A 14353-nucleotide genomic window follows, 5' to 3' on the forward strand; every position below is an offset into this window, starting at 1 on the left:
CTAGGGATTAGGGATTGGGGATTAGGGACTGGGGATTAGGGACTGGGGATTAGGGAGATTTAGATAGAGATTCAGACCCCTAACCAAATTTTACTCATAAATTTTAATTCTACTTTTCTTGCCCAGTCCCCAGTACCCAGTCCCCAGTCCCCATTTTTCACAATCCAAAATCCAAAATCCAAAATCTAAAATTCTCTGTGGGTGCGTAAATCCCAAGAGAAAGTTTTTTCTGAAAGTACTTTACAAAACGCAATAAATTATTTAAGATGTGTAACAGGTAGTCAAACCTACCTAAATTCATCTGCAAATAATCGCATTTATAAAACAATGACAACAACCTTACAACGTCGCGAAAGCGCCAACGTATGGGATCGATTCTGCGAATGGATCACCAGCACCAATAACCGGATTTACATCGGTTGGTTCGGCGTAGTCATGATCCCTACCCTGCTAGCGGCTACCGCTTGCTTCGTAATCGCTTTCATCGCAGCTCCTCCAGTAGACATCGATGGTATCCGTGAACCAGTAGCAGGTTCCTTGATCTACGGAAACAACATCATCTCTGGTGCAGTAGTACCTTCCTCCAACGCCATCGGCTTGCACTTCTACCCAATTTGGGAAGCAGCTTCCTTAGATGAGTGGTTGTACAACGGCGGCCCTTACCAATTGGTAATCTTCCACTTCCTGATTGGCATATTCTGCTACATGGGTCGTGAATGGGAACTATCCTACCGCTTAGGTATGCGTCCTTGGATTGCTATCGCCTACAGTGCACCCGTTGCAGCAGCAAGTGCAGTCTTCTTGGTATACCCAATCGGACAAGGTTCATTCTCTGATGGTATGCCTTTAGGTATCTCTGGAACATTCAACTTCATGATCGTGTTCCAAGCAGAACACAATATCTTGATGCACCCCTTCCACCAATTAGGTGTAGCTGGTGTATTCGGCGGAAGTTTGTTCTCTGCAATGCACGGATCTCTTGTAACTTCTTCCTTGGTTCGTGAAACAACTGAGACTGAATCACAAAACTACGGTTACAAATTCGGTCAAGAAGAAGAAACCTACAACATCGTTGCGGCTCACGGCTACTTCGGTCGCTTAATCTTCCAATACGCTTCCTTCAACAACAGCCGTTCACTGCACTTCTTCTTAGCAGCATGGCCTGTAATCGGCATCTGGTTCACCGCCTTGGGTGTAAGCACAATGGCGTTCAACTTGAACGGTTTCAACTTCAACCAATCAATCATTGACTCTGAAGGTCGTGTGATTGCAACTTGGGCAGATGTAATCAACCGCGCTAACCTGGGTATGGAAGTAATGCACGAGCGTAACGCTCACAACTTCCCTCTAGATTTGGCTGCTGGCGATTCTGCTCCTGTAGCTCTTACCGCTCCTGCTATCAACGGTTAATTCTGAAGTTTCGCTAGATTGAAAGACGCTCTCCCGAAAGGGGGGGCGTTTTTGCATTGGGTTAATTGCTGCGTTAAGTCTGATTTGAAGTGCAAAATTAAACGGCTATAGTTGAGAACTTAGGCAATAATTATCAAAAAGTAAATTTTACGGGTAATAATTGCTAGCAGCGCAGATAATTGCCTCAAAGCTCAACTATAAGGAGAAGCCAAGAATGATTTTACACCGTGGGCGTAGGGTAGTAGCCGCTTTGTTGCTGTCGGTAATGATACTGACAACGGCCTGTAGTCCAAAGACACCTGGACGTTTTGACCAGGTGCAAAAAGAAAGCACTCAACAAAAAAAGGGTCTTGCAGTTGCTAAGAACGCAACTCAGGGTAGCGAATTTAATAAATTTTTCCCTGATGCAGGTGATGGCTACCAGCGCGTCTATACCCAAGAGAAAAAAGGTTTTTCGGAAGCGAAGTTGAAAAAAGGCGGTAAAGAACTAGCGTTACTGTCTATTTCTGATACTACCAGCACACCTAATGCCACAGCAAAGTTCTCAAATAGTACCAAAAAAATTGGTGGCTATCCGGCAATAGAAGTTGGTAAGACGCAAACTGCAATTTTGGTAGGTAAGTACCAAGTAAAAGCACTTTCTCGTGATTCGTCATTTAAAGCTAGCGATCGCGCAGATTGGTTAGAGAAGTTTAATCTTAATGGTCTGGCTAACCTGAAATGAGCCAAATTACTGACATTAAAGATAATAAACCCTAAATAAGGAGATTTTTGTGAGTAAATCGATTGTTGATTTAGTTGATCAATTACCAACCGGCGGCTTGACTGTTTCTATGTTGAAATCCCTAGATTTTGTTGCTCCTGGCGAGTGGCAAAATACCGTCGGCTTTGTCAACACCATTAAGACTGTCACTGGCGAAGACGACGAAGATTTAATTCAGCAAATTGGCGAACGAGCGATTTATCTATTCAACGACAAATCCCAAGGATACCAAACAGCCTTGTGGTTATATCAAACCGTTGATACTACAGATAAAGCCCTTGGTGCAGCAGCTTTAGCTAACAAAGTTAGCGAAAAAATTCCTTTGTTGGGTTTTTTAAATTCTGTCACCCCCAAAGCTGATAAAGCCCAAACCATTGATTTGACATTGAAATTAGTGGCTGAGTTAGTAGCCTTCTGTCAAATTAACGGCATTCCTGGAGATAGTATTGGGGATTTTGTCGCCTCTTTAGGTGAGTATAGTGGTGAGTCACTGATCCGCATGGTGGCATTAGTTTGCGTTGATGGTTTGATACCTCTGGGGCCAGGCTTTATCAGCAAAGCGTTATCTGTGCTTGATCAAACAAATCCACAGGAGTTAGAACAAAACTCGACTTTCCAAAGCATCAAAGATGTGATTCCAGGGGATAGTCCTGCTGGTAAACTCAACTTTATTGGCGAAAGCTTTGACTCAGTTAAAGGTTGGATGAGTGGGCTAGTCTCCGCCAATGATTTAACGCCACAAAAGGTTGTCCACAATTTGCAAGGTTTTATCGATGTTGCCGATGACAAGTTAGATTACCTTGCAGCGTTCATTGATGTATCAACAAATTATTATGAACACACCGGTACGCAAACTTTAGCGCATCGCTTAATAGAACGGGCGGTAGCTGAGATTTAGGTGGACTGGGGACTGGTGACTGGGGACTGGGGACTGGGGACTGGGGAAGAAGAAAATTTTACCCAATAGACATCTCCAGAAATTAAATATGCGTTACCCAGAACCCTTGTAGAGACGTAGCAGTGCTACGTCTCTACGTATTTTTCGGAGATGTCTAATACCCAATCCCCAATACCCAATCCCCAATACCCAATCCCCAATCCCTATTAAGGTAAACGCAAATCTGCGGCGATCGCATATAAGTAAGGTTGAAAAATAGCTAAGTTTTCCAGTTTCTCAAACTTACCTGTTTGCGTATCTGTGTCAAATGCAGTAGTAATTACGTAAAGTTTAGTCCCATCAAAGGCAACATGACCGATATGTTGCTCTTGTACTCCACCTTGTTGCTTAAGTCCAGCGAACCCATAGCGGATTCCCTGAAGCTTGCCAATAGGTACTGGTTGGGGTGGATAAGTTGAGAAGGTAATCTCTTTTCCATATTTACCCTGACGATCTTTTGCAAAGGCAGCGTAGTGATCTGCAACCCAAGCCTTGAGTGCTTCTAATACCTGGGTTTGGTATTTGGGACTTTGGTAGTCAACTTGAGAACCAGTTGGAATACCAGCTGCTACAAGTTTCTTTCGGAAGTCCTCATTGTTAGCTAGTGGGTAAACGTTAATCTCAACTGTACCCAAACGTTTCCCGCCAGAGGAGATACACAGCAAGGGTGCATTTCCCTCACAAGGAGCAACTTGCCAGTTAGTTGGAGCAGCAGCATTTACTAAGATTTTCTGCCAGATATTTCCCTCATTAGGATTGGGGAGTTTTGCAACAGCTAGAGGTTTTACCGCTTTGGGTGGAGGAGAAAATTGGGGGAGAACAAATTTTGCTCCCAGAGGTATTGACACCAGCAAAATAGAACCTAGTAATAAATGATAAAGTCGTAACATTTTTTTGAAAATCCAGAGCCAAAGATTGCAGACTAACGATATCTACAATACTTCATGGGTATAGAGAATACATTTATCTTGTTGCAAGTTTCGCACGAAGTTGAAATCTGCTGTACATGGTTAGGAATCAGAATTAAATAACATACAATATATGTCCCTGGTTTACCTCACCCTCAATCCCTCTCCTTATAAAGGCTACGGTGTATAGACTTTTTTGCTGGATTTCCGCAATCGGCGGTGCTGGTACATGCTTTTGCTGCCGCAGGTCTGGATTTCCTGTTCGCGCTGGGCGTTTGCTACTCATGATGTATCACTAAGAACATCAATCAAGATGTTCTCAGATTACATCTTATGGTTCATTTTTGCTTAAGTTGACACCAATGGGGCACGGCAAGACCCTACGGGTGTACCTCACGTAAACAAGAATGCTATCAATACGGTTCGGTTAAGGTTTTTTGATGGAAATTGTAGAGCGCAAAGATCCGATAAATCATTAGACATCTCCGAAAAATAACGTAGAGACGTAGCAGTGCTACGTCTCTACAAGGGTTCTGGGTAACGCATATGTCTATTATAAAGACGTGATAAATCGCCCTCTCTACAAGGAATTTATTTATCCATCAACTATTTATTGATAGACTACTGTAGTAATTCACTTTCTTCTTTAACATAATTTACTAATTATAAGTTCAGTAAATTTATTGATATGTAATTCAATTTATAAATTTACTCCTGTATAAAATTATCAATTTTTAAAATAATTTGCTATTTATCCTACGGTAACTATATCGCTCTATGAGGGTATTAAGTTAGTTAAACTACGGTAAATATATGGATGTATGAGTGTTTGGTTACCATGAAAGGCCGTTAAAATCATCGACTTTTGAGGGAATTTACTAATAATAATTAGCTCAAAATCACCAGTTAAATTTAAATTTCAATATCCATTTTTATTCCTGGAGAACTTGAAAGCGCGTGCTAGAATTACAGCAAAACCGCATAATAAATAGTCGGTAAGCTTAATTAACTTACTAACTTTAAAGACTGTAATAATTGGTTTACTCAGGATTGCTTATGGGTATTTGAAGCAAGACTGAAATTATTGAGTCTTAGATAAAAAACATTGAGGTAAAAAAATATAAATCATGAAGTACGTAAATCGTTTTTTTAGTACTCTATTTGTTGTCAGCACTGGACTATATTTACTACCTCATTCGGTAGCCAATGCAGTTACCTTAAGCAATGGTACGATCGCCTTTGCCGAACCACCACGTTTAGTTAGTGCCAGTACTCCATACAGCGCTACAAGTATTCCCAATACGACGTACTATTTCACTCTGGAAGTGCCAGCGACAGCCGGGGAACCCTTGCAGCAGGTCACTTTTAACCAGATTCAGGGGAGTGAAGATATTGAATTCAATCAGAAAGATACTTTTGCCTTTGAAGGCACACGCAATCAACAAGGTTCAAAGCTGGCACTCAAAACTGTAAAAGGTAACGACAAACAGCAGACTATCACAGTAACCTTTGATACTCCCATAGCACCAGGTAAGACGGTTACGATTGGTCTGCAAACTTACGAGAATCCTTTTAATGATGGCGTCTATTTATTTGGCGTTAAGGCTTTTCCCTCTGGTGAGAAAACTGCTGGCCAATTTCTCGGCATTGGACGCTTTCAATTTTACGGGCATATGGGTACAGAGAATTAATTTGATTCGGGACTGGGGATTGGGAAAGAGTTTTCCTAATACCCAATAGACATCTCCGAAAAAGAATTGTTTTGACGTAGCACTGCTACGTCTCTACAAGGGTTATGGGTAACGCATATTTAATTTCTGGAGATGTCTAATACTTAGTTCCTTTTGTGTGACCTATTCGACGGAAAATCTGTTATTTTAAGCATTGAGGACAAGAATTATACTTGTCCTTTATTTTTTTGAGAAGTTTTCGCTACAAACTGAACTCTCTTAAGGAGTAATGTCAATAAATTTTAATAACCTCTTGTTTTTTAGCACAATCTATGCAAATCTCATAACTGTATACTACGGCATATTAGTCGGTTTACCGTAGATTCACAGGAGATTAGGTGGATTATCCGATAAACTCAAAATTTAGTGCCAAGTAAACTTTTAGCGTCCATTACAAGGGTTCTTGAAAGCTATGTCTGAGCCACGCTACGGGATTTGGATTCCCGTTTACGGCAACTGCGGCGTAATGAACCATCCTCTTGAACCTCGTGATGCCAGTTATTCACGAGCTAAGGATCTCCTCCAGTTGGCTGAACGGTGCGGGTTTACTACAACTTTGATCGCAGAACACATTATTAATCCTAGAAATCAACAACTAGATCAGCTGGAAACTTGGACAGCAGCAGCAGCCCTTGCCGAAGCCACAAATTCTATCGAAATTATTGCCGCTGTGAAGCCTTTACTTTTTCATCCAGCAATTTTAGCGAAGATGGCATTAGGTATTGATGCGATCAGTGGTGGGCGTTTTGCGATCAACTTAGTAAGTGCTTGGTTTAAGCCAGAAATGGAAAAATCAGGCATATCTTTTCTTCCCCACGATGAGCGTTACCGCTATTCCAATGAGTGGATCAGAGTAGTAAAGGCGCTGTGGAGTGGAGAAAGAGTTAACTTTCAAGGAGATTATTTTCAGATCAGTGACCTCAGCTTTAATCCTCCTCCCGTAGCTAATCCTCATCCACGTGTGTATGTGGGAGGTGAGTCAGAACCAGCGCAGGCATTAGCGGCAAAAGAGGCAGATGTATTTTTTCTCAACGGTCGTCCTATAGAAGTGATCCGAGAAACCATTGCTCAGGTTGCAAAACAGCCGCGCGATCGCTCCAAACCACTGGGCTTTGCAATGTCCGCATTTGCGATCGCTCGACCCACAGATGAAGAAGCCCAAGAAGAATATCACAACTTGCGGGCAATGGTAGTAGCACAAGACGATCGCTCAGAGTTGCTCAAAGGAGTCGATTCGGAAGTCGTGATGTTTAAGAACTTAGCCAAGTACCCAGGCGTAGGAAGTAACGGTGGCACGGCTGCTGGCTTAGTTGGTAGCTATGACACCGTGGCTAGTCGCATTGCCGAATTTAACAGAGTGGGAATTGGCACATTTATGCTGCAATTTCAGCCGTTCGCGACTGAAATGAGGCATTTTTCCGAAGAGGTAATGCCACGAGTGCGTAGGCGTAGCCCGCCGGAGGCATCGCTAGAACTGGTGGCAGGATAGGGACTGGGGATTGGGGACTGGGGGAGAAATCAATTCAAAATTCAAAATTCAAAATTCAAAATTAAAGAACTTCTGCCTCCTCTTTCCCAATGCCCAATGCCCAATTCCCAATTCAATAAGTTAGGAGGTGTAATCGTGAGTGCATATCAATCTGAATCAGGCAATAATACTACATCACAACTGAATTTAGAGACTGATGTTTTAGTCATCGGCGGTGGCCCATCAGCAACTTGGGCGGCTTGGAATGCTGCCGCTCAAGGGGTGAGAGTAGTACTCGTAGATAAAGGCTACTGCGGTACGAGCGGAGCAACAGCACCTTCTGGTACTGGTGTTTGGTATGTTCCACCTGACCCAGAACAACGGGAAGCGGCAATGGCGAGTCGGGAAGCTCTAGGGGGTTTCCTCTCAGAGCGTCCTTGGATGGAACGTGTATTAGATCAGACTTATACAAACCTGAATAAACTGTCAGATTGGGGCTATCCTTTTCCTGTAGATGATGAAGGGCGTCCCCATCGGCGATCGCTACAACAAGCTCATGATTATATGCGCTTGATGCGGAAAAAGATTACTAGAGCAGGGGTGAAAATACTTGACCACAGTCCAGCTTTAGAATTGCTGGTAGACACAGAAGGTGTAGTGGCAGGTGCTAAAGGTATTTGTCGCCAAACTGGCGAATCCCCTGCGGGGACACTTCGTGAACGCTGGACAGTCAAAGCTGGAGCCGTAGTAATTGCTACTGGTGGTTGTGCCTTCCTCAGTAAAGCTTTAGGTTGTAACGTTCTCACAGGCGATGGTTACTTAATGGCAGCTGAAGCAGGTGCAGAAATGTCAGGAATGGAATTTTCCAATGCTTACGCCCTATCACCAGCTTTTTCTTCCGTTACCAAAGGCGCTTACTACCGTTGGGCAACCTTCTATTACCAAGATGGTACAGAAATTGAAGGTGCAGGTTCTCAAAAAGGGCGATCGATCATTGCCCGTACCCTGCTTACCCAACCTGTTTATGCTTGCCTAGACAAAGCAACTCCCGAAATTCAGGCGATGTTGCGGACTGTCCAACACAACTTCTTATTACCCTTTGACCGCATGGGTATCGACCCCTTCACCCAACATTTCCCCGTAACTCTGCGTCTAGAGGGAACAGTACGCGGTACAGGCGGCATTAGGATTACCGATTATACCTGTGCTAGCACCGTACCCGGACTCTATGCTGCTGGTGATGCCGCAACACGGGAATTGATTTGTGGTGGCTTTACAGGTGGTGGTAGTCATAACGCCGCCTGGGCCACTTCTTCAGGATATTGGGCAGGTGAAGCAGCAGCCAACTACGCCCGCCAGTTGGGAACTCAAGCCAATCAACGCACCGTCCGCGGACTTGGAGAAGTTGGAGTGTCTGCCAATAACGCCAGCAGTAGCAGCTTTGCTCCTTCAGAAGTGATTCGAGCAGTCCAAGCAGAAGTATTCCCCTACGATCGCAATCTATTCCGTACAGAGCAAGGATTGACAGAATCTCTTGGTCGCCTAAATCACCTCTGGAAAGAAATTCGCAATAGTCAAGGAGTGTCAGAAAATCAAGCTGTTCAAGCTAGAGAAGCCACTGCAATGGTAGCGACAGCCAGGTGGATGTACTCTAGCGCCCTGGAACGCAAAGAAAGTCGCGGTATGCACAAACACTTAGACTATCCTGAGCAAGATCCAAATCAATACCACCGTTTACTAAGTGGTGGTTTAGATCGAGTGTGGGTAAAGCCTCAAAAACTCGAAACCAGCGCTAAAGAGAGGGAGTTAGTAGCACTGTGATTGAACTAGTTAGCGAATCTCGATGTATTAAATGCAATATCTGCGTTTCGGCTTGTCCCACCAACGTCTTTGACAAAGTGCCAGATGGTCCACCAAGAATTGCTCGTAAAAGCGACTGCCAAACCTGCTTTATGTGCGAACTGTATTGTCCAGTAGACGCATTGTTCGTTGCTCCACAGGCAGATGAGTCTGTGCAAGTTGATGAAGAAACTCTCATAAAAGCAGGATTGTTGGGCGGATACCGAGAAACCCTTGGTTGGAATCCCGGAGGTACTCCAGCAGGTGTCAGAGAACAGTCAGCCAAAATATTTATGGGTCGTAACAATTTGCCCAGCGACCCCCAAGGCAGGATTCTTCCTTGGAGCAACTCATCTAATTCCCAGTCGAATTAAGACGAGGGATTGGGGACTGGGGACTGGGGGAAAGTTTTCCAAATACTCAATCCTCAGTACCCAATACCCTCAATAATTGGGCGATCGCTCAACCGGAGAACCCTGAGTAACTTGTCTCATTTCAAACTCACACACAGGAAAAACCAATGACAGCAATTCTCACACGTCCGGCTTGGACAATTGAATTTGAAACTGAAACTATTGATAGACTAATTGATAAGCACGCCCCGCATATTCCGAAAAAGCGGTTGTATGAACAAAGAGCGATCGCCACAAAAGAAGAAATAGATAATTTCTATCCCTTCCGCGTTGGTGGAGCTGCTCACGATCTATTTATTGTGCAAGTTGTCGCCAACATCATCGATAAAATTCCCGACCCGGAATTGCAGCTATTTTTAAGTCGGCAACTTGGAGATGATGGCGCACACGCTGAAAATACCCGTCGGCGAATAGAAGTATTATTTGGCCATGACCCCATAGATGATATTCAAAAGCAAGTACAAAAGCATTGGGACTATTTAGGAGACTTGCCCATACGTGATTGGTTAGGCTGGTTAGCCTGGGAACTACATTATGAACATCATATTGTTGCCCCTGGCGTATTAAATCGGCGGCTGTCAAGATTGTACGATCCAATATCGTCAACTTTTGCCACAGAGAGAATCATTCCCGATGAAACATACCACCGTGCAGGAGTCGCGCAGTGGTGGCACCGTAAATTTGACAAAGCCTCACCAACTGAAAAAGCTGAGTTAACAGCACAAGTAATAGAAGCAGACGAAGAAGTTCAACGCCGGCGCAATCCCTACCTTAAGGAGCATGGACAGATTACCCGCCGTGCCCTTGGCGTTGAAGTTGAAGGAGGAGATGTAATTTACGACACTTGGCGACAAGAGGTACTGTCTTACTTCTTCGATATTCCTGTTTCCAAACTACCAAAACTCGTGAGTATTAACGATTAAACAAGGGACTGGGGATTGGGGACTGGGACGTATTTTCAAACTACTCGTTTAGCCTCCTAACCAAATGGCACTAAGAAAAGCCCAAAAGCTTGTTTAGCCTTGTTCCTAGCCTCCAGGCTGGGAATGTATTTCGAGAGGCTCTGCCTCTCGTCAAGCTACTGGAGGCGGAGCCTCCCAGAATGGGTTCCCAGCCTGGAGGCTGGGAACCAGGCCAATCCCCATTCCCCAATCCCCAATCCCCATTACCCAAAAAAATATGACAGCAATCCTCACACGTCCAGCTTGGACAACTGAATTAGAAGTTGAAATTTTCAACAAACTGATTGACAAGCACGCTCCTCATCTTCCCAAAACACGTCAGGAAGATCCCAGACCACCAGTAACACCAGAAGAAAAAGAGAATTTCTACCAATATCGTGTTGCTGGTGCAGCCCATGATTTATTCATTGTCCAAGTTTGTGCCAAAGTAATAGACCAAATTCCCGACCCAGAATTACAGCTGTTTTTGAGCCGACAACTTGGAGATGACGGCGCACACGCCCAAAATACTCGTCTCAGAGCGCAAGCTATATCTGGATATGACCCTATAGATGATATCCAAAAGCAAGTACAAAAGCATTGGGACTACCAAGGGGACTTACCTATTCGTAATTGGCAAGGTTTCTTGTCTTTTGAATTACACTACGAACTCCATATCGTATCTTTGCTCTTGCTCAACAGCCGCATTAGCAAAATCAATGACCCAGAATCAGCAAAGTTTGCTGCTGAGAGAATCTTGCCAGATGAAGCAGTTCACCGTCTAGGAGTTGTGGATTGGTGGCAGCGTAAATTTGACAAAGCCTCGCCATCTGAGAAAGAGGATTTAGTCGCACAAGTCCTAGAAGCAGATGAAGAAGGTCAACGCCGCCGCAGTACTTATCTTAAAGATCATTGGCAGCTGGCTAACCGCGCTATTGGCATTGAAGTTGATGATTTGCCAGTCATTTATGATGCCTGGCGGCGGGAAGTACTCTCTTACTTCTTGGATATTCCCATCTCCAAACTGCCCAAACTTGTGAGTGTTAACGATTAGGGGCTGGGAAAGAAGCAAGGGAGCAGGGAGAAGAATTTTCCCCTCTGCCCCCCGCACCCCGCCCCTCTGCCTCTTTTCAATGCCCAATGCCCAATGCCCTATACCCGAATGGCACTAAGTTAAGATACAGCCCTTGCACTGACTGCTTCCTAGCCTCCAGGCTGGGAACCCATTCTGGGGGGGCTGCCGCCTCCTCTTTCTTGACCAGAGGCGGCAGCCCATTCGGAATACATTCACAAGCCTCTAGGCTGGGAACGAGGCTACACAGGCTTTTGGGCTTTTCTTAGTGCCATTCCCCTATACCCAATTCCCAATTCCCAAAAAAAACTTTATGACTGCAACTCTAACTCGGACTTGGAATGTAGAGTTTGAACAAGAAACTCTAGAAAAATTGATTAGCAAGCACGCGCCTCACGTTCCCCTAACTCGTGAACATGCTAGTCGTCCCCCAGAAACAGAAGAAGAAAAAGCAGGTTTTTATCAGTACTGGGCTGCAACAGGTGGACACGACTTGTCTATTGTGCAAGCTGCTAGTAAGGCAATTTTGTTGATTCCTGACCCTGATTTGCATTTGATTTTAAGCAGACAAATTGGGGATGATGGGGCCCATGCGATCGCCTTTCGGGAACGTATTATTGCCCTCACTGGACGCGATCCCATTGACGATATCCGCAAGGAAGCTGAACGCCATTGGGAGTTTTTAGGAGATGTACCCTTTCGCAATTGGCTAGGTTTTGTTGCCTGGGAACTCCACTATGAGCATTACATCTTGCCCCAAGTTTGGTTCAATAAACTGACATCCACAATCGGTGACGAGGAATTAGCCCAGAAGAGTAAAGAGCATTTCAATGATGATGAAGCAGTTCATCGGATTACGATCGCTAATTGGTGGCGCAAAAAGTTTGAGCAAGCCTCGCCTACTGAAAAATCGGAAATCGCCGCACAATTATTAGAACTCGACGAAGAAATTCAGCAACGTCGCGCTCCTTATATTAAACAGCGCTGGCAAGATGCTGAAAATTTCAATGGTGCTAATACTAAAGGCATCGAGCCAGTATACGATGCTTGGCGTAAAGAGGTAATTTCTTACCTACTTGATATTCCTAATCCTCAACTCACTTCTATTAGTCAATAAGCAAATAGAAGGAACAATTAAGAGAGAAGTAGAAAAACTTTTGTTACTGGAAGGGGAGTAAGACTTAAAGTCTCTCTCCTTTTAGCACAGAAGTCAGCGTGTACTGCATACATAGACGCATAGCAGCTTTCCATAGGGTACGATAAGCTCTATATCTAGACATTAGATTGTGCTTTTTTCATTATTATTTTTTAGGAGCATAACTATTCCGATAATAGTTATGAATTTTGCTGTTAACCAATAAAGCAAAGAAAATTTAAAACTTAATATTCTTTATAAAAATATTTTTTATATTATCAAATTTAGTTATCACGAACACTACACCGTTAGGCAGATTAATTGTATTATCACTCAGCTAAATAATTCCAATCAAACCTTTTCTGAAGTTTCAATTTATTCTTTTATAAAAAATATTCATAGATAGATTTTCAACATAGTGATTTTCTCTAAGTTGAGCCTCGTGCTTCTTAATTATTTATAACAAATTATTCCCTTGTTTGGATGCCAATCAAATTTTTATGTAACGCCAAGGAGGAAGGATGTTAAATCGACTTGTGAATCAATTTTTAGCTTGGATAAATCAGAGAAGCTTATTGAAGTTTAGGAAACAACCTGGTATACAAGCTTTTGCTCTACTATTTGTAATTGGTTTAGGCTTGAGCATTGCGATCGCATCTTGCACCCCGAATAATGCCGCTAACTCTGTAACTGCACCGAAACAAGAACCCCAAAAAAGTCAGCTAACAGTGCTAAAAATGGGGCATCAAAAAGGGGTAGCACTACTAAATATTCTCAAAGCACAAGGAACCCTAGAGAAACGTTTAAAACCTGAGGGTATTTCTGTCACCTGGAATGAATTTTCTTCTACAGCACCCCTACTTGATGGGATGGGTGCAGGTGCAATAGTCTTTGGTGCTGGTGGTGGTACAGGAAGCGTTTTTGCTCAAGCAGGCGATAAACCATTTGTGCGCGTAGCTGCATCACTCAGTAGTGGTACAAAGGGTTCACCAATTTTAGTCAAGGAAAATTCACCCATCAAAACCGTTGCCGATCTCAAAGGTAAAAAAGTTGCTTTTGCTAAAGGCTCCGGTCAGCATTACATCATAGTACGGGCTTTAGAAAAAGTAGGTTTAACATATAACGATATTAAACCTGTTTTTCTCACACCAGCAGAAGCTTTACCTGCATTTGAACGTGGTGATATCGATGCGTGGTTAATTTGGGACCCATATACCGCTCAAGCCGAGCAAAAAATTCGCACTCGTTCAATTGCAGACAATGGCACTATCTTTGGTGACAAAGCTGCAATCGAAAGTCCAGGTTTTTATTACGCTTCTCAAGACTTTGTACGCGACCATCCAGACCTTTTAAAAATCATTTTGCAAGAGGTGGAAAAGGCGGCTGAGTGGTCTAATAAGAACACTAATGATTCTGCCAAATTGCTTTCTAAGGTGTACAAGATTGATTTGGCAACAATGAAAACTGTTGAGGAACGCAGTGGAACTAGACAAGTAGTACCTGTGAATGACGAATCACTCTCAGGGTTACAACGTATGGCGGATGAGTTCTATAAGCTAAAAGTTATTCCCAAAAAAATTGATGTCAAAGATAAAAATTTCAACTGGATTCCTGACCAGAAGTGGTAAACCTGCTACCATTTTGGATTTGGGATTTTAGATTTTGGATTGGGAATTACATTGGTGTGAATTCATCTGTCGCCATCATTTTTCAAATTGGTATAACCTGTTTACCGGA

The 14353-nt window shown here is 43.4% G+C and carries 13 protein-coding genes; 11 read left to right on the forward strand and 2 right to left on the reverse strand.

Features of this window, described 5'->3' with window-relative positions; translation table 11 throughout:
* Positions 1-327 precede the first annotated feature (327 nt).
* From psbA to V7K76_RS02935, 3 genes are all read left to right on the forward strand, one after another.
* Positions 328-1410 carry a photosystem II q(b) protein gene (gene psbA, locus V7K76_RS02925; protein WP_334855211.1) on the forward strand — a complete coding sequence of 361 codons (1083 nt, stop codon included), beginning with the start codon at positions 328-330 and terminating at the stop codon, positions 1408-1410.
* Between the two features lie 214 nt (positions 1411-1624).
* Positions 1625-2134, forward strand: coding sequence for a hypothetical protein (locus V7K76_RS02930; RefSeq protein ID WP_334777136.1), 510 nt, complete (start codon positions 1625-1627; stop codon positions 2132-2134).
* A 49-nt stretch (positions 2135-2183) separates the two neighbouring features.
* Entirely contained in the window at positions 2184-3071 is an 888-nt protein-coding gene (locus V7K76_RS02935) for a hypothetical protein (RefSeq protein WP_334777137.1), read from the forward strand.
* A gap of 206 nt (positions 3072-3277) precedes the next feature.
* Here V7K76_RS02935 and V7K76_RS02940 read toward each other — a convergent pair whose 3' ends face one another.
* Positions 3278-4000, reverse strand: a complete 723-nt coding sequence (locus V7K76_RS02940; protein ID WP_334777138.1) for a hypothetical protein — start codon at positions 3998-4000, stop codon at positions 3278-3280.
* 133 nt (positions 4001-4133) lie between these two features.
* Positions 4134-4304 carry a hypothetical protein gene (locus V7K76_RS02945; protein ID WP_334777233.1) on the reverse strand — a complete coding sequence of 57 codons (171 nt, stop codon included), beginning with the start codon at positions 4302-4304 and terminating at the stop codon, positions 4134-4136.
* 841 nt (positions 4305-5145) lie between these two features.
* Here V7K76_RS02945 and V7K76_RS02950 point away from each other — a divergent pair.
* From V7K76_RS02950 to V7K76_RS02985, 8 genes are all read left to right on the forward strand, one after another.
* A complete protein-coding gene (locus tag V7K76_RS02950) occupies positions 5146-5709 on the forward strand; it encodes a DUF2808 domain-containing protein (RefSeq protein WP_334777139.1) in 564 nt (187 codons plus the stop codon).
* A gap of 451 nt (positions 5710-6160) precedes the next feature.
* A complete protein-coding gene (locus V7K76_RS02955) occupies positions 6161-7237 on the forward strand; it encodes an LLM class flavin-dependent oxidoreductase (protein WP_334777140.1) in 1077 nt (358 codons plus the stop codon).
* Positions 7238-7372: 135 nt separating this feature from the next.
* Positions 7373-9037, forward strand: a complete 1665-nt coding sequence (locus V7K76_RS02960) for an FAD-binding protein (protein ID WP_334777142.1) — start codon at positions 7373-7375, stop codon at positions 9035-9037.
* A complete protein-coding gene (locus V7K76_RS02965) occupies positions 9034-9429 on the forward strand; it encodes a 4Fe-4S dicluster domain-containing protein (RefSeq protein ID WP_292848577.1) in 396 nt (131 codons plus the stop codon). Before V7K76_RS02960 ends, V7K76_RS02965 begins: the two co-directional genes overlap by 4 nt.
* Before the next feature lie 146 nt (positions 9430-9575).
* On the forward strand, positions 9576-10391 hold the full coding sequence (locus V7K76_RS02970) for a hypothetical protein (protein WP_334777143.1): 816 nt from the start codon (positions 9576-9578) through the stop codon (positions 10389-10391).
* A 256-nt stretch (positions 10392-10647) separates the two neighbouring features.
* Positions 10648-11463 (forward strand): hypothetical protein, encoded by an 816-nt coding sequence (locus V7K76_RS02975; protein WP_334777144.1) that lies wholly within the window; start codon positions 10648-10650, stop codon positions 11461-11463.
* Positions 11464-11794: 331 nt separating this feature from the next.
* Complete coding sequence (locus V7K76_RS02980; protein WP_334777145.1) at positions 11795-12598, forward strand: hypothetical protein; 804 nt, start codon at positions 11795-11797, stop codon at positions 12596-12598.
* A 539-nt stretch (positions 12599-13137) separates the two neighbouring features.
* Positions 13138-14244: an aliphatic sulfonate ABC transporter substrate-binding protein gene (locus tag V7K76_RS02985; RefSeq protein ID WP_334777147.1), complete on the forward strand. Its 1107-nt coding sequence runs from the start codon at positions 13138-13140 to the stop codon at positions 14242-14244.
* The last annotated feature ends 109 nt before the right edge of the window (positions 14245-14353 follow it).

It is taken from the genome of Nostoc sp. (assembly GCF_036917975.1).
Lineage (GTDB): Bacteria > Cyanobacteriota > Cyanobacteriia > Cyanobacteriales > Nostocaceae > Nostoc.